The organism is Alphaproteobacteria bacterium (genome assembly GCA_017302575.1).
Lineage (GTDB): Bacteria > Pseudomonadota > Alphaproteobacteria > Rickettsiales > UBA3002 > JAFLDD01.
Genome location: JAFLDD010000001.1, coordinates 604246 through 622767, shown reverse-complemented (window position 1 = coordinate 622767; position 18522 = coordinate 604246). Strand labels below are relative to the sequence as shown.

Annotated in this window: 18 protein-coding genes; 11 read left to right on the top strand and 7 right to left on the bottom strand. The window is 50.7% G+C overall.

Annotated elements, in window-relative coordinates:
• Positions 1-10: 10 nt before the first annotated feature.
• Genes J0M34_03175 through J0M34_03165 form a run of 3 tightly spaced genes read right to left on the bottom strand, consistent with a single transcriptional unit; the run spans position 11 to position 2418 of the window.
• Positions 11-235, bottom strand: coding sequence for a hypothetical protein (locus J0M34_03175; protein MBN8543246.1), 225 nt, complete (start codon positions 233-235; stop codon positions 11-13).
• Positions 236-250: 15 nt separating this feature from the next.
• Positions 251-1156 (bottom strand): alpha/beta hydrolase, encoded by a 906-nt coding sequence (locus J0M34_03170; protein ID MBN8543245.1) that lies wholly within the window; start codon positions 1154-1156, stop codon positions 251-253.
• On the bottom strand, positions 1156-2418 hold the full coding sequence (locus tag J0M34_03165; protein ID MBN8543244.1) for a D-amino acid dehydrogenase: 1263 nt from the start codon (positions 2416-2418) through the stop codon (positions 1156-1158). The genes J0M34_03170 and J0M34_03165 overlap by 1 nt, the downstream gene beginning before the upstream one ends.
• Here J0M34_03165 and J0M34_03160 point away from each other — a divergent pair.
• A complete protein-coding gene (locus J0M34_03160) occupies positions 2417-3154 on the top strand; it encodes an NAD-dependent deacylase (GenBank protein MBN8543243.1) in 738 nt (245 codons plus the stop codon). The two genes, J0M34_03165 and J0M34_03160, sit on opposite strands and share 2 nt — an antisense overlap.
• Here the strand turns inward: J0M34_03160 and bcp are convergent.
• Together bcp and J0M34_03150 are read right to left on the bottom strand one after the other, a co-directional pair.
• A complete protein-coding gene (gene bcp / locus J0M34_03155; protein MBN8543242.1) occupies positions 3146-3643 on the bottom strand; it encodes a thioredoxin-dependent thiol peroxidase in 498 nt (165 codons plus the stop codon). The two genes, J0M34_03160 and bcp, sit on opposite strands and share 9 nt — an antisense overlap.
• A gap of 9 nt (positions 3644-3652) precedes the next feature.
• Positions 3653-6520 (bottom strand): bifunctional [glutamine synthetase] adenylyltransferase/[glutamine synthetase]-adenylyl-L-tyrosine phosphorylase, encoded by a 2868-nt coding sequence (locus J0M34_03150; GenBank protein ID MBN8543241.1) that lies wholly within the window; start codon positions 6518-6520, stop codon positions 3653-3655.
• Positions 6521-6546: 26 nt separating this feature from the next.
• On the opposite strand from J0M34_03150, the gene J0M34_03145 reads away from it, so the two are divergent.
• Positions 6547-9687: an AsmA-like C-terminal domain-containing protein gene (locus tag J0M34_03145; protein MBN8543240.1), complete on the top strand. Its 3141-nt coding sequence runs from the start codon at positions 6547-6549 to the stop codon at positions 9685-9687.
• Positions 9688-10194: 507 nt separating this feature from the next.
• On the opposite strand, the gene J0M34_03140 is transcribed toward J0M34_03145, so the two are convergent.
• Complete coding sequence (locus J0M34_03140) at positions 10195-11493, bottom strand: tyrosine--tRNA ligase (GenBank protein MBN8543239.1); 1299 nt, start codon at positions 11491-11493, stop codon at positions 10195-10197.
• Between the two features lie 59 nt (positions 11494-11552).
• Here J0M34_03140 and J0M34_03135 point away from each other — a divergent pair, with 59 nt between their 5' ends.
• Positions 11553-12629, top strand: a complete 1077-nt coding sequence (locus tag J0M34_03135) for an anhydro-N-acetylmuramic acid kinase (GenBank protein ID MBN8543238.1) — start codon at positions 11553-11555, stop codon at positions 12627-12629.
• On the opposite strand, the gene J0M34_03130 is transcribed toward J0M34_03135, so the two are convergent.
• Positions 12626-13351, bottom strand: coding sequence for an alpha/beta hydrolase (locus tag J0M34_03130; GenBank protein MBN8543237.1), 726 nt, complete (start codon positions 13349-13351; stop codon positions 12626-12628). The genes J0M34_03135 and J0M34_03130 overlap by 4 nt on opposite strands.
• 72 nt (positions 13352-13423) lie before the next feature.
• Here J0M34_03130 and cysE point away from each other — a divergent pair, with 72 nt between their 5' ends.
• The 8 genes from cysE (at position 13424) to J0M34_03090 (ending at position 18521) form a co-directional block, all read left to right on the top strand.
• A complete protein-coding gene (cysE, locus tag J0M34_03125) occupies positions 13424-14110 on the top strand; it encodes a serine O-acetyltransferase (protein ID MBN8543236.1) in 687 nt (228 codons plus the stop codon).
• Positions 14110-14607: an Rrf2 family transcriptional regulator gene (locus J0M34_03120; protein MBN8543235.1), complete on the top strand. Its 498-nt coding sequence runs from the start codon at positions 14110-14112 to the stop codon at positions 14605-14607. The genes cysE and J0M34_03120 overlap by 1 nt, the downstream gene beginning before the upstream one ends.
• Positions 14600-15697, top strand: coding sequence for a cysteine desulfurase (locus J0M34_03115; GenBank protein MBN8543234.1), 1098 nt, complete (start codon positions 14600-14602; stop codon positions 15695-15697). Before J0M34_03120 ends, J0M34_03115 begins: the two co-directional genes overlap by 8 nt.
• A gap of 67 nt (positions 15698-15764) precedes the next feature.
• Positions 15765-16982: an IscS subfamily cysteine desulfurase gene (locus J0M34_03110; protein ID MBN8543233.1), complete on the top strand. Its 1218-nt coding sequence runs from the start codon at positions 15765-15767 to the stop codon at positions 16980-16982.
• A 2-nt stretch (positions 16983-16984) separates the two neighbouring features.
• Positions 16985-17302, top strand: coding sequence for a hypothetical protein (locus J0M34_03105; GenBank protein ID MBN8543232.1), 318 nt, complete (start codon positions 16985-16987; stop codon positions 17300-17302).
• 84 nt (positions 17303-17386) lie between these two features.
• Positions 17387-17797, top strand: a complete 411-nt coding sequence (locus J0M34_03100; protein ID MBN8543231.1) for a hypothetical protein — start codon at positions 17387-17389, stop codon at positions 17795-17797.
• Positions 17797-18180 carry a Fe-S cluster assembly scaffold IscU gene (gene iscU / locus J0M34_03095; protein ID MBN8543230.1) on the top strand — a complete coding sequence of 128 codons (384 nt, stop codon included), beginning with the start codon at positions 17797-17799 and terminating at the stop codon, positions 18178-18180. Before J0M34_03100 ends, iscU begins: the two co-directional genes overlap by 1 nt.
• 2 nt (positions 18181-18182) lie before the next feature.
• Complete coding sequence (locus J0M34_03090; protein MBN8543229.1) at positions 18183-18521, top strand: iron-sulfur cluster assembly accessory protein; 339 nt, start codon at positions 18183-18185, stop codon at positions 18519-18521.
• Position 18522: the final 1 nt, after the last annotated feature.

Sequence of the window (18522 nt, the reverse complement as noted above, 5' to 3'; positions counted from 1 at the left end):
GGCTATAGCATCACACTTGGAGATTTACAATAGAGCCACGGTCCCAATAAATGCCGCGCCGCAGCGCAGTAAGGGCGTTATTAATCATCTCGCCTAGCTCGCTATCGCTAGGGAAATAATTTACGACGGCGCGCAGGGCCGAGGTGGCGCGCATTTCTTGTTTCGTTTCTGGGCGCTTGATGACGCCAGTCTCGGCGGCACGTAAAAATGGATTACCTGAACGAATTTGGGTCATGGCGTGATTATAGCACTACATGCCTGCGGCGGCAATGCTTAGCGCATCACGCGTCAACCAATCGGTAATTAGGCTGATTTGCTCATGATTCATAAGTGCAGGGGCGTGGCCGACGTTGGGTATGGTTACGGTGTCTGCGCGTAAATGGATACGCCGCATGGCGCTTACAGTATCCTCTTGCAGGATGTCAGATGTCGCGCCACGAATAATATAAGTGGGTACATTCACTTTATCCCATACCTCGGCGAGGTTCACATCCTCCACCTTAGTGAAGTTGCCACTAGCAACCCGTAATGGCTCGGCGATGCGGGGGTCGCATAAATAGCGCCATGTGCCGTCAGCATTTTGGCTGATGCTGTGGTTGATCAAATGTTGCCAATGCGCTTCTTCGGTAATGCCCCACGGCGCAAAATTGGTGCGAATATACGCTTCACCAGCAGCACGGTCTGCAAAATGAACGGGCATTTCGCTTACGTATTTATAGATACGACCCAGCGCTTCTTTGGAAAGGAATGAACCTACGTCATTCAGCACCAGTTTACGAACTCTATCGGGGTGAAAAGCCGCCACCATCATGCCGATGATGCCACCCATGGACGTGCCCACCCAGTCGACAGAGCGCATATGAAAATTGCTCATCACCGCGATACAATCTGCAACGTAAGTCGCATAATTATAAGCCATTGGGTTCTCTAAAAGCGCACTTTCACCACGTCCTGCCATGCTCAACGCCATCACGCGGTAGCCGCGTGAAACAAGGGCAGGGGCTAGAAAATCAAAGTCACGTGCGTTGCGTGTTAAGCCATGAACACAAAACGCGACATTCTTGGAATCGGTGTTGCCCCAATCATAAAACACAATCTCGTGCCGACCTTCATCATGCAGATTCGGCAAGCTGATACTGTGACGAGTGAAGCTCATTAAAATTTGATGAGGTTGCGCTCGATGGTCAAGCCCGTCATCGGAATTTCGGTGGGGATGCCTTCAAACACGTCTGCCAGCAAACGCGCTGAGCCTGCCGCTTGTGTCCAACCCAACGTGCCGTGACCCGTGTTGAGATACAAGTTGCTAATAGGCGTTTTACCAATGATAGGCGGACCATCAGGCGTTGAAGGGCGAAGACACGCCCATTCATCGATTTTCGATAAATCCGCTTTCGGGAATAATGTTCTGACGCCACGCACGATGGGGTCGATGCGCACTTTGCGAATATCATGATTATAACCCGCAAACTCCGCCGTGCCCGCAACGCGGATGCGGTCGCCAAGGCGGCTATAGACGACTTTTAATGCCTCGTCCGTCAAGCTAACAGTTGGGCAGAATTCATTCGCAGGGAAGGTGATAGAGTAGCCCTTCATGGGATAGATCGGCACATAAAGCCCAAGCTGGCGCAGATGCACCGAGCTATAGGCCCCCGTGCTCAACACGTAATGGTCAAAGCCGCTCAAATACCCTTGCGATGTTTCAATGTGCGAAATTTTACCATCAGCTTTATGTAGGCGCTTAATTTCAGTGCCATACTGGAACTTTACACCGTACTTCTCGGTGATGAGGGTAGCCAAGCGCTGCGTGAATTTATGAATATCGCCCGAAGCATCTTTAGGTGCCAACACACCGCCGAAGATTTTTTTATTCGAATGTGCCAGCGTTGGCTCAATCTTCACGCATTCTTCTGGTGTCAGTAGCGATTCAGGGTCACCACCCATTTTATGCTGGAAATCCGCCTGAATTTTTGCGTGATCCAAGCAGTTCTGACTGGAGAAAACGTGCAGAATGCCCTTGTTCAGATAATCAAAATCCAATTTCGTATCGGCGATGATTTCGTCCGTCTTCATACGGCTATAAACGCCAAGGCGGAGCAGTGCCTCGCTGTGGCGACGTGTACGTGCCGGTAAGCAATTGAGCAAGAATAGCAAGCCCCAGCGAATCATGTGCGGGTCAGCTTTGAAGCGGAAGACGAGCGGCGCATCGTCTTTGAACATCCAGCGAAACACGTCAGGGAATACGTAAGGATTTGCCCATGGCATTGCGTGTGAATAGGAAAGCTGGCCGCCATTCGCAAAGGAACATTCCATCGCGGCGGCGCTCTGGCGCTCAAGTACGGTTACTTCATGGCCACGCTTGGCAAGTTCATATGCCGATGTGACGCCTAATACCCCAGCACCTAAAATACAAATTTTCATGATTGCCTCATTGCTACGATGTGGTTTTATACGAACTTGCATAGAGGAGCAATGGGGTGTGGATATTCAAAATATCGTCGTATTAACGGGGGCGGGGATTTCTGCCGAATCGGGCTTGCAGACCTTCAGGGGCAGCGATGGCCTATGGTGCGGCCACCGTATCGAGGACGTCGCAACCCCTGAGGCCTATGAGGCCAACCCTGCACTGGTGCAGGAGTTTTACAATATACGCCGCCGCCAATTGCGTGAGGTGGAGCCCAATGCTGCTCACCATGCCCTCGCAAAACTGGCGCGCGCTTGGAAAGGTGAGTTTCTTCTGGTGACACAAAATGTCGATGATTTGCACGAGCGTGGTGGCTCACCCGTCGACTCGTTGCTGCATATGCATGGCGAACTCAAAAAGAAACGCCATAACGAGACAAGTCGCGTGCTGGACTGCGATGAGGATTTGGCATCCGATAGTGACTGGCGGCCCCATATCGTGTGGTTTGGCGAAATGCCTCTTGAGATGGAGCGCATTTACCGTGCGCTACGAAACTGCGATTTATTCATCTCGATTGGCACATCGGGCAATGTCTATCCCGCCGCAGGGTTTGTGGCTGAGGCACGTCACGCTGGCGCGCACACCATTGAACTAAACTTAGAGTCGTCTTTGGGCGAAAGCCTATTCGCTGAGAAACGCTATGGTAAGGCAACTGAACTCGTACCCGCGTATATCGACACGTTATTAAAGTGACTCAGCAGTTTTCAGCACTTCTGCCGCGTGCCCAGTGACTGACACTTTAGGCCATACCGCCGCAACTGAGCCTTTTTTATCGATCAAGAACGTAGCGCGCTGGATGCCCATGTATTTTTTGCCATACATGCTTTTTTCCACCCACACACCATAGGCTTCGCACACGGAGCCGTCCTCGTCGGAAGCGAGCGTGAAGGGTAGGCAATATTTGGTTTTGAACTTGTCATGGCTTTTTACGGGGTCCTTCGACACGCCGATAATCACCGTATCGGTCTTTTTGAATTTCGCATCAAGATCGCTGAAATCCTTGGCTTCGGTGGTGCAGCCAGGCGTATCGTCTTTCGGATAAAAATAGAGCACGACATTTTTCTTACCCGCATAATCTTTGAGGGCTACATTACCACCACCATCCGTAGCCATGCTAAAAGCAGGTGCTTTGTCGCCCACATTGAGCGAAGATGATTCGATTTTCTTTGCAGCTTTCGCCATGATGCTCTCCTAAGCAGTTGGTAACAATTCATCCCACAAGGCACGCACACGCGCCTCAACTTCCATCACACGGGCTTTGAGTGCGTCAAAATCATTCGCCCCCATAGCCGCTGTCAGCAAGCGTTTAAGGCCCGAAGGCGCATCGTCGGTGATGATGCCCGCCTCCCAGGTCAAACGCAAATAGCTGAGCAGGTCAGATAGGAATAATTTTGCCTGAATCAAGTCGTTGGCTTTTTGTGCGTCGATAACACGAAGATTCGCGGCTTCTTGTAGCACCGCTTCTGCTTGCGCATGCCAAACGCTAGGGTGCGCCAACGCTTCACGCAAACAGAGATATTGCGCGATAAAATCAATATCGACCATGCCGCCGCGATGATGCTTAAGATGCCATGGATTAGTGGTGCGATGTTCTTTGGCAATACGTTCGCGCATTTCGCGCACGTCCGTCAGTAGTACGTTGTGATCACGCGCTTTACAAATATGGCTACGAATGACCGTGCCGAGTGTTTCGACAAACGACGTGCCGTGATGCGCAATGATGCGCGCTTTGGTGAGCGCCATATGCTCGTAAGTCCAAGCACTGTTGGTGAAATACGCGTCAAACGCTTTGAGGCTAACGGCAATTGGCCCGTCACTGCCGCCTGGTCTTAGGCGTGTGTCAACTTCATACAAGCGACCCTCGCGGGTGAGAAGGGTGAGAGCGCTGACAAGGCGTTGGCTTACGCGCTGCACATGTGCGCGCATTTCAGATGCTGCATCCCCCTCATCATCGTAAACGAATACTAAATCCAGATCCGAGCCGAAGGTCATTTCGCGACTGCCAAGTTTACCTAACGCCAATGCCGCAAACGATAATGTACGAATATCGGGCACATCTTCGGCGTAAGCATCCAGCACGCTATTGATGGTGGTCTGGACAATCACGTCCGCAAGGTCGCTGAGGAAGCAGCCAATATCGAGCGGTTTGGCAAGTTTCTTCAATAAATGCACGCCTGCCTGAAAGCGCTTCTCGTTATTATAAAGCCGCAAATAACCCATGCGCTGCTCGTAATTCTGAGTATAGGCGATGCGCTCATGCAGTAGCGCAGCCAATTGTGTTTTACTGGGCAGGGGCTGGAAGAAGTCAGCTTCGAGCACGCTTTCCAAAAGGCCAGGGTCTTTGCTGAGTGTGTCGCCAAGCGCAGGCGCAGAGCCCAGAATATCTGCCAATAATTCGAGCAACTCTGGTCGCGTATTGAACAATGTAAAAATCTGCGCACCTGAAGGAAGCTTGTCGATGAAATCATCGAAATGGAAAAATGCTGTATCGGGTTGTGCGGTTTTACTAAGGGCGGTCAGCACGGCAGGTATCAATTCGGTTAATACTTGGCGTGAACGCTTCGAGCGTGTCGACCGGCGATGGCCACGATGCCAGCCCTGAATAATATCTGAAATGCGGCGTGCTTCTTTATAGCCCATACGCTCAAGTGTTTTGAGCGTTTCTGGGTCTGCCTCTACGCCGGTGAACACCAAGTTCCCATCCACTGCCAATGGCTCCGAGCCTTGCATAGACTCGGAATAAATGCGGTGAACTTCATTGAGCACATCAAGGCAATAGCTTCGCAAATCCTGCTGCGAATTGTAGTTAAGAAAAATACGCAGCCACTCCATACCGTCGTCGGTGTCGGGTAGGGTGTGCGTTTGCTCGTCATTTCGCATTTGCAGGCGATGCTCAAGATTGCGCAGATACACATAATGTTGGTGCAAGCGCTCACGCGTAGCGGGTGCGACAAGCTCCGCCTCGACCAATTTGTCTAGCGCATCCAGCGTGCTTTGTACGCGCAGCGTTGGAATACGCCCACCCCATACGAGCTGCTGGGTTTGGACAAAAAATTCTATTTCGCGAATGCCGCCCATGCCTGTTTTAATGTTGTGCCCTTCAAGCGTAATGGTTTTACCATGTGACACATTCATTTGGCGTTTGATGGAGTGAATATCCGCGATGGTCGCGAAATCGAGGCTTTTACGCCAAATATAAGGCACAAGCTCACTCAGGAATCGCTCACCTGCCACAACATCACCCGCAATCGGGCGCGCTTTGATCATCGCGGCGCGTTCCCAGTTTTGCCCCACGGTTTCGTAATAGGTGAGTGCTGAGCCAACGGTAACAGCGGGTGGCGTTGACATAGGATCAGGACGCAGACGCAAATCAGTGCGGAATACATAACCATCCTGCGTGCGTTCTTGCAGAAGTGTCACCAAGTCTTGCGCGATTTTATTCATGAAAATTTGGGCATTGCGCTGCCCCGTGTAGGGTAGCTGCTCTTTTTCATAAAGTATGATAAGGTCGATATCGCTGGAGTAGTTAAGTTCCAGCGCACCCAGTTTGCCCATCCCTAAAATGATGATCCCGCTTTCTAGACTTGGGTTATCCATGTGTTTGGGGGCAAATTCACCACGCTTGGCTGCCGCACTAAGCAAATGATTTAGCGCTGTCTGCACGCAGCGCTCTGCGCAGGTAGAAAGCAATGCGGTCACATTTTGAAGTGACATTTCGCCCGAAATATCTCCCAGCGCGACGGCAAGTGAAATCTGTGCCTTGGAAATACGCAGGTGCTTCATCAAATCATCTGTTGGCTCCGCGATTGCCGCGACAATACGCTGTGCTTCCTCGCTATAGCCGTGTGTTAGCCCACTAAAGAACACATCCGGATATTTTTGAATCAAGCGTGATATATACGGCGAATTGCCAGCACTGGCTTGTAACAAGGGCTTTGCCGCCTTATGTGCCATTGGCGCAGCAAAGGTGCTTGAAAGCGTTTCCCATAAATGGGCAGCGTCGCGCTCATTGCTTGCAGCAGGTAAGTGAAGGGTGCTATCAGAGTGAGTAGAAACCATAGGAACATCTCGCCGCAATAACGCACATGGTCAAGCGCATTACGCATAGTCTGGCGTTTTTAGTCACACTCCTCATCTTAATCGTTGGGGGTGCGGTGATTCTTACGGCAGGTGGCCCTAAGCATATTTCATGGCTTAAACCCACGATCGAGCGGGCATTGCAGGTCAAAGGATCGCCTTACAAAGTAAGTATTGGCGATGTGGTGATTGATTGGCGGTCGCTGAATCGCTTTGGCGCGATTCGCCTTACTCGTGTCGAATGGCAAAGCTTGGACGGTCAGGTGTTCGCGACACTACCAGAGATGGACGCTACCTTGCGACTCCCCAATCTACTGATCGGTGATGTAAGTTTGGGTAGTGTCACGGTGTATAACCCTAAGCTTTTCCTCGTGCGGGACGAGCAGGGTGAAATCAAGCTTGGCCTTCAAGAGGACAGCGCAATTCTTACCATCCAACAACTTCTCGCACCTATGATGGCAGAAGATGAGCAAGCAGAAGAGGATGACGACAGTGCCGCTTCGATTCGTTTGCCATTCAAGCGCTTCGCAATTGAGAATGCCTACATGCAAATGAAGGACATGAAGTCGGGCAGTAAGCTCATTAGCTCGCCTTTTTCGCTGCGTGTCGGGCGTGATGATGACGGCATTTATGGCGCGATGTCCATGCCATTTGTACGCAAAGACACCAGCAAAAACGCCACCACTCACTATGTAGCCGGCACCGCGCAATGGAGCCGCGAAACCAAAGAATCCATCGCCAGCCTAAGCTTCGAACAGATGCCAGCCGACATGATTTGCATGTTCACCTCCTGCGGCCCAGTTAGTGATGTAAAAGGCAAAGTATCGGGAAGTATCAAGCTCGGCTTCAATAAAAAGCATGTGCTTGAGAATGCCGATATTACGATGAACACCGCCCGCACAATACTGACGATGCCAGAGTGGTTCCCTAAACCGCTTGATATTCGTGAAGGTCTGATCTCCGCGCGCTTAAGCAAGAACGCTAAGCAGTGGCTGGTTCATGAATTGAACCTCAAGCTGCCTGATACCGTAATTAAAGCCTCAGGCAATGGTATGAAGCACGCGGATGGATGGGCAGTGCAGGTGACTGCAGGTCTCACCTCGTTGCCCATGAATGCGCTCTATAAATATTGGCCCATGATGCTTTCGCCCGAATCGCGCACATGGGTGACCACTCACATCACGGAGGGTATCGCGCGTAAAGCAACGCTCCAAATTTCCCTACAGCCACAGGATTTCAGCGCGGAATTTTACCCCGACCACGCGATTCGCTCAGAGATTGACGCCGAGAATTTGACGGTTGATTATCTCAAAGGCTTCCCACCCGCGACTGGTGTGAACGGCCATGTTGTCTTCACCGGCGAGACGATGGAGGCCTCAACCACCACAGGGAAAGTGCTGACAGGCACTACGATTGCTGGGTCGCGCATTCGTGTGAAGAATCTCAATGCACCGTCCACACCTATGGAAGCGGAATTGAAAGTTTCCGCACCCGCGCGTGACGTTGCCAGTTTGCTTGCCCTCAAGCATTTCGTGTTCGAGGACGCACTGAAGCTTAATCCAGAAACCATTCAAGGAACGGTCGATGGCCAGCTTGCTCTGAAGTTCGACGCGTTTAGTGGCAATCCAGATGGTGAAGTGAATTTCGATAAAGTGGACTATGACATTAACGGGCTTTTAACGGGCATTAGCCAACCCGATCTATGGGGTAAGCTTAATCTGCAAGCGCTAGACGGTACGATGCGCGCTAGCAACGACGCCTTCGCATTCAATGGAACGAGCAAAATTGATGATACAAAATTAACGCTCGACGTTGAGCAAGAAGAGTCGGGGCCCATGGTGGTTGGCGTAAAAGGCACGCTTGGCTATAAGGACTTTGTCGGTGTTGGCTTGCCTAAAATGCGTGAAATTAAAGGCGGTAACGCGAAAATTGATGCGCAGTTAGAAGTCGGTGCGGATGACGCAATCGTCAAGCGCGCTGCAATTGATGTGACCGACTTGGAGCTCGATATCCCGCCGATTACATGGAAAAAAGCGAAGGGCGTAAAGGGCACGCTGAATGTTAAGCAGCTTGATAAGCACACCTATGCACCGCATGCCTATGGTTTCGATATTCGTTCAGACGATTTGCGCGCCAAGGGTGAAGTCGCGACTAAAGACGATGAGGTGGTCTATGTTTCTGTTCCGCGTTTGCAAACGAACCTGAATGATTTCCGAGTTAAGTATGAAGTGAAGCCTTCTGGCAAAGAAGTGCGGCTGAGTGGGAAGCGCCTCGACGCATCGGGCAGTTACGACGAGGAAGAGAATACGTTGCTCCAAGATTTCCCCGCACTTGATTTGGAGGTCGATCTAGATGAATTCGTGCTGAGCCAGACAGGCCCCACCAAGCGCGTGAAGGGCTATTTGCGTTGCGATAAGCAGCGCTGCACTAGCGCCGAGTTCAACGGCACCGCAGGCAAAAGCGATTTTAGTGCGACCATCGGCACAGTGAATGGTCAACGCCAACTAGAATTAAAAGCAGGCGATGCGGGCGATTTCTTGCGGGCGCTTGATATTACGGACCGTGTCTATAATGGCGCGCTGAATCTCAAAGGCACGTATGATGACACCCAAAATCCCGCGCCATTTAATGGCCGCTTCATTGTTGAAAAATTCAATCTGAAGAATTCACAGGTGCTAGGAAAAATTCTCAGCGTCGGTTCGTTCAGTGGTTTGGCAAACACCCTTACAGGTGAGGGTATCTATTTTGATAAACTCGCCGCGACGATGATTGCGCTGGGCGGCAAAGTCACCGTGAAAGACGGTAAGGCGAGCGGTAGCTCTGTAGGGTTGACGATTGAAGGTGCGCTCGACACCGCGACCACTGTGCTCAACATGAAGGGCGTGATTGTGCCCGCAAATTGGATCAACGGTTTCGTCGGTAAGATTCCAATTATCGGTATGCTCGCGGGTGGCAGCGACGAGGGCTTAGTAGCGTTCCGCTACACGGTGGATGGCAAATATTCCGACCCGCAAGTGTCCGTAAACCCGCTTTCAGGGTTCACACCTGGTTTCCTGCGCAATATCTTCAGCATCTTCGACGCACCACCGCCTGATGAACTCAAAGACGTGCAGCCCGAAGCCTATCCGAGTGAGAAGAAAAAGAAATAGAACTTGAGTTTAGCAAATAAGAGGCGCGGGTTCTTTTGCAAAAGAACCAATCATAGGCAGTGATCTTTGTGTAATAGCTTCATTGAGAGAAACTATGCCGTCAGGATTTGCTTCTCTCAAGATTTTAGTAATTCTTTGTATGACTACTTCATCATTTGTTTCGACCGCAAAATCTTTTCTATGATTAAATCTATTGGGAGGAAAGACTCTGTTCATATGAGATTGAACTGCTTCTTCTCTAATATCCTCAGGTAAAATAGTTGCGTAAGCTAAAAGATGTCCTTTTAAAGTTGCAAATTGAACGCGGTTATCAACTTTGCCGTCATCATAATCTAGAACCGTAATTAGTTCATCTCTAATAATGGGGACGATTTCTCTTGCTATTTCTTAAACCGATTTCTGTGCGTCTATATCATACGGAGGCATAAAAATATCCTATGTTAAACTCACACTGTAAAACATATCAGTTAACTTTCTCTTAAATTGGAAGTGCGTGGCTATTAAATGTTAATAAGCTTCTGATTCCACTAGAAGAAAATGCTTGGTTTTGCCCGCAGAGACTTTCACGCTCAAATCCGTCACAACGTAATTATCGTCTTTGATTTGTTCGTCGTTGATACGGAATCCACCACCTTTAATGAAGCGCCGCGCTTCACCATTCGAAGCAGCAACGCCCGCCGCAACTAATAGCTTGTAAGCAGGTACGCCGACATAAGCAGGAATTTTTGGCAGTGTCGCGCTGGCTTTGCCTTGCTCGAAAGTCTCTTGCGCGGTGCGCGCCGCTTGCTGGGCTGCTTCGCGACCATGCAGCAGTGCGGTTGCTTCTGTCGCTAGCACTTTTTTCGCTTCGTTGATGCCTGCTCCCTCAAGCGCACCAAGCTTGGCAATTTCGTCGAGCGAAAGTTCGGTGAACAGCTTCAGGAATTTCACGACATCGGCATCTTCCGTATTGCGCCAATATTGCCAATAATCATAGGGCTTCAACATATCCGCATTGAGCCACACAGCACCCGCCGCCGTTTTACCCATCTTCGCACCGCTCGATGTGGTGAGTAGTGGTGATGTGATGCCGAAGAGGTATTTATCCGAATTCATAGCAACTTCGTCGTAGGCTGCGGAAACATCTTCTTCGACAGTTGCGGTCTTTGATGTCTTTATCTGTGGCATCAACCTACGGCTCAATTCGATGCCATTAACAATATTTCCCCATTGGTCAGAGCCACCCATTTGAACACGGCAGCCATGTTTGCGATTCAGTTCTACGAAGTCATAGGCTTGCAGAATCATATAATTGAATTCGAGGAATGAAAGATTCTGTTCGCGCTCTAGACGCAATTTTACAGAATCCATCGACATCATTCGGTTCACCGAGAAATGGCGACCATAATCGCGCAGGAAGGCGACGTAATTCAGGTCTTTCAACCAGTCGTCGTTATTCACCATCACGGCGTCGGTCTTGCCATTGCCGAAGGTAATGAATTTGCTGAATACTTGCTTCAAGCTGTCCATGTTCGCTTGAATGTCAGCATCGGTCAGTGGTGGGCGTGACTCATCTTTGCCCGAAGGGTCACCGATTTTGGTCGTGCCGCCACCGAGGAGAACGATGGGCTTATTGCCCGTTTTTTGCCACCAACGCAGCAGCATGATTTGCAGCAACGAGCCAACATGCAGCGACTTGGCCGTGCAATCAAAGCCAATATAAGCAGTGGCTGGGCCGCTCTTCAGCAGCGTCGCTAACCCTGCCTCATCCGTCATTTGGTGGAGGAAGCCACGGGTCTTGAGAATTTCAATAAAATCAGCGCTCATAATTCACTCTTGTGATGCAATGGCATAACGTGCATCATATCTTCCGACAAGAGGAAACCATGTTTGATACGCCAGAGTGGGTAATTGGATTGATGAGCGGCACCTCCGCCGATGGGGTGGATGCGGCGCTGATTCGCACGGATGGCAAGAAACATGTCGAAGTTGGCCCATCCCTGATGTTGCCCTATAGTGACTTGGAGCGCGCCGATATTCTGGGGCTGATGAAGGGGCAGGGAGACCGCGCCGCCATTGCCAATGCGCTGACCCTCAAGCATGCGGAAGCGGTGAATCTACTCATCAAGCAATCTGGGCTAGCACGTGAGAATATTAAACTGATCGGCTTCCATGGCCAGACCATTCGCCATGCGCCGCATGAGGGCATCACCGAGCAAATCGGCAATGCGCCGTTGCTGGTCGCAAAAACAGGTATTTCCGTGGTGAGTGATTTCAGAAGCCGAGACGTAGCTGAAGGCGGGCAGGGAGCGCCGCTCGTGCCGCTTTACCATCGTGCTTTGGCAGAAAATCTACCCAAACCACTCATGGTCGTGAATATTGGTGGAGTCGCGAACGTTACTTTCCTCGGAGAGAACCGTGAAATTTTGGCGTTTGATTGCGGCCCCGGTAATGCGCTGATGGATGACTGGATGCTGCACCACGCCGCCACACGTTATGACGCGAATGGTGAATTAGCATCGCGCGGTGAAGTGGATAAAGGGCGTGTTGAGAATTTCTTGGCTGATCCGTTTTTTGCACTCCCTGCGCCAAAGTCGCTGGATCGCAATCATTTCCAATCCCGCGTGGCGGAGGGGCTGACAGCAGCAGATGGTGTGGCAACCCTTGCGGCCTGCACGGTTGAAGCGATTGCAAAGGCGTTCGAACACGTCAATGATACGCCGAAATCATTGCTCGTCACGGGTGGTGGTCGCCATAATGCAACGCTTATGGCAATGCTCACGCAACGCTTGCCTAAAACCAAGGTAGCGCCTGTTGAGTCGGTTAAATGGAATGGCGACACGCTCGAGGCCGAGGCCTTCGCCTATCTTGCTATGCGTAGTGTTCGCGGGCTTGCTTTAACACTGCCGTCAACAACGGGCGTAAAAGTAAAAGTAACGGGCGGCGCGTTTTATAAAGCCTAAGCCTCATTAATTGCCTTGATCAGATTATCAAGCGGCAAGTTGCGGCGCTTACGGTCAGGGCGCAGACGTGGACGCGCCTTGAACTCTTCTGTCTTGGTGAGGACGTATTGGTCCACCAATTCATAAAGCTGGTCCATGTTATTGCGGTAATAGTGATCCGCACCGTTGATGACTTTGTAATCTACCTTGGTGCCTTTTTGCGCTCGGAGTTTTTCAACCAGTTGTGCAACGGCAGGCTCGCTCACGATATCGTCGCGGTCGCCTTGGGTAATCAGACCCGAAGCAGGGCATGGTGACAAGAAGCCGAAATCATACATATTTGCTGGCGGAGAAATCGCCAAGAAGCCTTCGATCTCTGGGCGGCGCATCAGCAACTGCAGCGAAATCCAAGCGCCAAAGCTGAAGCCAGCAATCCAGCAGCTTGAAGCATCTGGGTTTTGCAATTGTACCCAGTCGAGCGCGGTTGCAGCATCCGTCAACTCGCCGATACCATCATCAAATTTACCAACTGATCGGCCAACGCCACGGAAGTTGAAACGCAGTACCGAGAAGCCAGCACGTGCAAAGCTGCTGTAAAGGCGATAGACAATCTTGTTATTCATCGTGCCGCCATAGAGCGGGTGAGGATGCAGCACCACAGCGATTGGTGAGTGCTTATCGGGATTATGGTGATAACGGCCTTCTAAGCGGCCTTCGGGTCCTTGAAAAATCACCTCTGCCATACGGTCTCCATCTCAGATGTATTTGATTTAGGCGCGGTGGTAGCGTAAACCCCATCGGGAAACAAGGTTTTTATGGCATCTATACGCGACGAAATTGATAGCATCATGGCACGTGACCCAGCCGCAAGAACGCGCTGGGAGGTGATTTTTTGCTATGCGGGTTTCCATGCAATCATGATTTATCGTAGCGCTCACTGGCTCTGGCAGCGTGATTTGAAGCTATTGGCGCGCGTGCTTTCGCATATTGGGCGGTTGGTAACGGCAATCGAAATTCACCCCGGTGCAACCATTGGTGAGAAATTCTTTATCGACCATGGGTTTGGTGTGGTGATTGGCGAAACGGCTGTTATTGGCAATCACGTGACCATGTATCATGGGGTTACGTTAGGCGGCACATCACTCAGCCGTGGCAAGCGCCACCCAACCATTGAAGATGAGGTGATTATCGGTGCTGGCGCTCAGGTGTTAGGCCCTATCACCGTGGGTAAGGGGGCACGCGTTGGCTCTAACGCGGTGGTAGTAAAAGACGTGCGCGCAGGGGCAACGGTGGTAGGTATCCCCGCCCATGAAGTCGAGGCAGTGCAGGAAACTCAAAGCTTTACCTCCTACGGGACGACGGATGGAAATGACGATCACGATGTCGTAAAAACCTTGCTTGAACAGGTCAAAATGCTTGAGTCACGCTTGCAAAACATCGAAAAACGTAGCATAGAAGCGGGCGAAGAAGCGGCAGCAACGCGCTGGGAAGCGAAGCAATAATGTTACTCTCGACCAAAGGTAGATACGCTGTAATGGCGATGGTGGATTTAGCCACCCAGAAAAACGACAGACCGTTGACGCTGGCGGGTATTGCTGAACGTCAGGAAATCCCGCTCGCGTATCTGGAACAGATTTTTGCTAAACTCAAAAAGCGCGGCATTGTAAAATCGGTGCGCGGTCCAGGTGGTGGATACCAGCTTGCAAAAGCAGCACATGATACGAATGTTGCCGAAATCGTTATAGCGGCGGATGAGTCGATCAAAATGACGCGCTGTAATAACGGTTCGCACGAAGGCTGCATGGCGCCTAAAACGCGCTGCCTTACTCATGATTTGTGGGAAGGTCTTGGTTATCAGATTTTCAACTATCTTAAATCCGTATCGCTAGCAGATGTGTGCGAGCGTAAGCTCAAACAAAAATTCCCCCTCGATCCTCAGGAAGCGGCGAATATGTATATGCTCGCTGAAATGATGCAGGACACGACGGCTCATGCCTAAAAGTTACCTCGATTACAACGCCACATCGCCGATGCGACCTGCGGTGATTAAGGCCATGCAACCGCATGAGTGCTGTGCGCTGAACCCGTCATCGACCCATGCGGCGGGGCGTGTTGCCAAAAAATTGCTGGAAGATTCGCGTAAAGCGATTGCCGATAGTGTGAGCGTGTTCGCCAACGAGGTGCTTTTTACAGGTTCGGCAACCGAGGCAAACAACATGGTGCTGCGCGGGTTTGACCGCCCTATGTTGGTTTCTGCGATTGAGCATGCCTCCATACTTAAAACGGCATCATTACTGGGTGGCGACACACTTCCCGTTGATGAAAATGGCATCGTGATACTCGAGGTGCTCGACAAGAAGTTGGCTGCACTGGGTCGTCCCGCGCTGGTGAGCGTGATGCTCGCGAACAATGAGACGGGTGTTATCAACCCCATCGCCGAGATTGCCGATATCGTGCATAAACATGGTGGCTTACTGCATACAGACGCGGTGCAGGCGATCGGCAAAATCCCTGTCGATTTCGGGTTACTGAAAGCGGATATGATGACGATTGGTGCGCATAAAGTCGGTGGGCCAATCGGTATTGGGGCACTGATTTTGCGCAATGACGTGGCGATCAAACCCTTACTGACAGGCGGCGGACAGGAGCTTGGGCGTAGAGCCGGAACGGAAGATGTGGTAAAAACCATTGGTTTCGCCGCGCTGATGGGCGAGGTGGCCAATTGCCCAGAAGCCAAGCAGCACGCCGCTTGGCGTGATTGGCTTGAAGCAGAATTAGGTAGCGTTGTATTCAGCAAAGACGCTCCACGCCTGCCAAATACCCTGCAAATCGCTATGCCAAACGTCAAAAGCGAGACGCAGCTTATGAACTTTGACTTGGAAGGTTATGCTGTATCGGCGGGCTCTGCTTGCTCCTCGGGCCGTATCGAGCCTTCTTATGTGCTCAAGGCCATGGGAATCACTGAGGAAACAGCAAGTTGCGCGATTCGTATTTCCATGGGCTGGAATACCACAGAAAATGACGTAAAATCATTTGCCAGTGCGTGGAAAAACACCTATGAGCGCCTTGGAAAACATAAGGCTGCCTAGCCTTGATAATAGTTGACCTTATTACTATGTTATTATAGTAAGCGGACAAAACAACACGAGATACAGAATGACCATCAAGTTTCCCATTTTCTTGGACTACCAGTCCACGACACCATGCGACCCACGTGTGGTCGAAAAAATGCTGCCGTACTTCACTGAAAAGTTCGGCAATCCGCATTCGCGTAGCCACGCCTATGGTTGGGAAGCTGAAGAGGCGTGCGAACTAGCGCGTACGCAAGTCGCAAGCGTTATCAATGCCGACGAAAAAGAAATCATCTTCACTAGTGGTGCGACGGAAGCAAATAACATTGCGCTCAAAGGTGTTGGCCATTTTTACAAAGACAAAAAGAATCACATCATCACCGTGGTGACCGAGCATAAATGCGTACTGGATTCAGCGCGCCATTTGGAGATGGAAGGTTTCACGGTTACCTATCTGCCCGTTAAGCCAAATGGCTTGATTGATTTGAAAGAACTCGAAGCAGCCATTACCGACAAGACATTGCTGGTAAGCGTGATGGCGGTGAATAACGAAATCGGCGTGATTCAGCCACTCGCTGAAATTGGGGCAATCACCCGTAAGCATGGCGTGCTGTTCCATACGGACGCAGCGCAGGCATTTGGTAAAATTCCGCTCGATGTCGAGGCGATGAATATCGACCTCATGAGCATCAGCGCGCACAAGATTTATGGACCAAAAGGTGTGGGGGCTCTTTATGTGCGTCGTCGCCCACGTGTGCGTTTAGAAGCGCTGTTCACAGGCGGTGGCCAAGAGCGCGGCATGCGTTCAGGCACCTTGCCAACCCCGCTTGTGGTTGGGTTTGGCGAAGCAGCGCGCATCGCGCAGGCTGAAATGGCCAATGACGCTTCCCGCGTGCGCTACCTGAGCGACAAGTTCCTGAAAGCAACGCTCGACGGCGTAAAAGACGTGTTCTTGAACGGTGATCGCGAACAGCGTTGGCCGGGCTGCATCAACCTCAGCTTCGCCTATATCGAGGGCGAGTCGATGATTATGGCGATTAAGAACCTCGCCGTATCGTCTGGTTCGGCATGTACCAGCGCATCGCTGGAGCCTTCTTACGTGCTACGCTCCATCGGCGTGGGTGAAGAGCTGGCGCACACCTCGATTCGTTTTGGTATTGGCCGTTTCACGACCGAAGAAGAAGTCGATGAAGCGATTAAAATCGTTAGCGGTTCGATCGAAAAATTACGTGCCATGAGCCCGCTTTGGGAAATGGTGCAAGAAGGTGTAGATATTTCAAAAATTGAGTGGGCAGGCCACTAATTATGATACGCATTCCAGATGTTATACACCACAACCCGATTGCGGAAATGTTGCATCGTGGCAAGGTCATACGTCAGGTGACTAACGAAATTATGGGGAAACTCGGAGACGAGCAGATAGCGGTGCTGGTTCAAGCGTATGCCGATAAAGGGTACGAAGGGGACCTTTATGGACTAGTAGAAAGCAAAGTGCACAAGTATGTAGCGCATAAATACAAGGAAAATCACGCTATCCAATGTGATGATGCAATGGTTGAAGAGGCAAAAGCCTTTGTAAAAGGCGATATTGAGATAACGGAAAAGGTAGTGAGGGATAGGTAATTGGCATGGCATATTGTGAAGAAGTTATTGCTTCCATCATCGCCTGATAAATACTGATTCCTTTGATAAGCGAGTAGACGATTAATGAATACTGAGCCAGAGCGCGATGATGATGAAACCGCTAAATATGCGGAGAGGGTATCTGTATTTCGTTCAATGAATGCAGCGTTGGAAAAGGCCTTGAAATATGCAGAGTTCACTCAAGATGAAGAAATCACACTGCCTTTGATGGGTAAGGCCCTTTCAGTGCGTGAGGATCAAAACTTTTATTCTGGCATACATGATGTTGCCCTTCACGTTCAAAATGAATGGGGTTTAGCATTTCAAGTGTGTCGGATGAAGGTAATGGAGCGCTTAACCAATGAATATATAAGAGACGGCGTTGATCCAGAGAATATTGATGCAAGAACCGCATTTAATACGCTTGTATCTTATTTAGATAACCAGCAAGAAACAGAGCGGGTGAATGCTGAATTTCGCCAAAGGAGTTTATAATGGCATACAGTGAAAAAGTGATCGATCACTATGAGAACCCACGCAACGTTGGTTCGTTCGATAAAGACGATAGTGATGTAGGCACAGGCCTCGTTGGTGCGCCAGCGTGCGGTGACGTAATGAAGCTGCAAATCAAAGTCAGCAAAGAGGGCGTAATTGAAGACGCGCGCTTCAAAACCTTCGGCTGCGGCTCGGCGATTGCATCCAGCTCGCTGATTACCGAATGGGTAAAAGGCAAGTCGATTGACGAGGCAGCGCAAATCAAGAACACCGAGATTGCGCAGCACTTGGCGTTACCACCAGTGAAAATTCACTGCTCGGTATTGGCTGAAGACGCGATTAAAGCGGCTATCAAGGACTATAAAGACAAACATCAGAGCTAGTCATGCAAGCGGGCAAAGCCATTTCCATCACCGATCGTGCTGCTGAGCAAATCAAGGCGCTCATTGCGCAGCGCGAGAAACCGCCTGTTGCGGTGAAGGTGGGTATTCGCACGCGTGGTTGTTCGGGCATGAGCTACACCGTCGAATATGCGGACGAAATCGGCAAGTTCGACGAAGTCGTGGAAGATAAAGGCGTGCGTGTGCTCATCGACCCTAAGGCGGTGATGTTCCTCATCGGCACCGAGATGGATTTTGTCGAAGAAAAATTCAAAAGCGGCTTCGTGTTCGTGAACCCGAACGAGAAGGGACGCTGCGGCTGTGGCGAGTCCTTCCACGTTTAGC

What these genes read in the sequence shown, in the direction of transcription:
- iscU (MBN8543230.1), top strand. Translation starts at nt 17,797, where the DNA reads ATGGCATACAGTGAAAAAGTGATCGATCACTATGAGAACCCACGCAAC.
- J0M34_03140 (MBN8543239.1), bottom strand. Translation starts at nt 11,493, where the DNA reads ATGAGCGCTGATTTTATTGAAATTCTCAAGACCCGTGGCTTCCTCCAC.
- bcp (MBN8543242.1), bottom strand. Translation starts at nt 3,643, where the DNA reads ATGGCGAAAGCTGCAAAGAAAATCGAATCATCTTCGCTCAATGTGGGC.
- J0M34_03105 (MBN8543232.1), top strand. Translation starts at nt 16,985, where the DNA reads ATGATACGCATTCCAGATGTTATACACCACAACCCGATTGCGGAAATG.
- J0M34_03165 (MBN8543244.1), bottom strand. Translation starts at nt 2,418, where the DNA reads ATGAAAATTTGTATTTTAGGTGCTGGGGTATTAGGCGTCACATCGGCA.
- J0M34_03145 (MBN8543240.1), top strand. Translation starts at nt 6,547, where the DNA reads ATGGTCAAGCGCATTACGCATAGTCTGGCGTTTTTAGTCACACTCCTC.
- J0M34_03130 (MBN8543237.1), bottom strand. Translation starts at nt 13,351, where the DNA reads ATGGCAGAGGTGATTTTTCAAGGACCCGAAGGCCGCTTAGAAGGCCGT.
- J0M34_03110 (MBN8543233.1), top strand. Translation starts at nt 15,765, where the DNA reads ATGACCATCAAGTTTCCCATTTTCTTGGACTACCAGTCCACGACACCA.
- J0M34_03170 (MBN8543245.1), bottom strand. Translation starts at nt 1,156, where the DNA reads ATGAGCTTCACTCGTCACAGTATCAGCTTGCCGAATCTGCATGATGAA.
- J0M34_03100 (MBN8543231.1), top strand. Translation starts at nt 17,387, where the DNA reads ATGAATACTGAGCCAGAGCGCGATGATGATGAAACCGCTAAATATGCG.
- J0M34_03135 (MBN8543238.1), top strand. Translation starts at nt 11,553, where the DNA reads ATGTTTGATACGCCAGAGTGGGTAATTGGATTGATGAGCGGCACCTCC.
- J0M34_03090 (MBN8543229.1), top strand. Translation starts at nt 18,183, where the DNA reads ATGCAAGCGGGCAAAGCCATTTCCATCACCGATCGTGCTGCTGAGCAA.
- J0M34_03160 (MBN8543243.1), top strand. Translation starts at nt 2,417, where the DNA reads ATGATTGCCTCATTGCTACGATGTGGTTTTATACGAACTTGCATAGAG.
- J0M34_03150 (MBN8543241.1), bottom strand. Translation starts at nt 6,520, where the DNA reads ATGGTTTCTACTCACTCTGATAGCACCCTTCACTTACCTGCTGCAAGC.
- J0M34_03120 (MBN8543235.1), top strand. Translation starts at nt 14,110, where the DNA reads ATGTTACTCTCGACCAAAGGTAGATACGCTGTAATGGCGATGGTGGAT.
- J0M34_03115 (MBN8543234.1), top strand. Translation starts at nt 14,600, where the DNA reads ATGCCTAAAAGTTACCTCGATTACAACGCCACATCGCCGATGCGACCT.
- J0M34_03175 (MBN8543246.1), bottom strand. Translation starts at nt 235, where the DNA reads ATGACCCAAATTCGTTCAGGTAATCCATTTTTACGTGCCGCCGAGACT.
- cysE (MBN8543236.1), top strand. Translation starts at nt 13,424, where the DNA reads ATGGCATCTATACGCGACGAAATTGATAGCATCATGGCACGTGACCCA.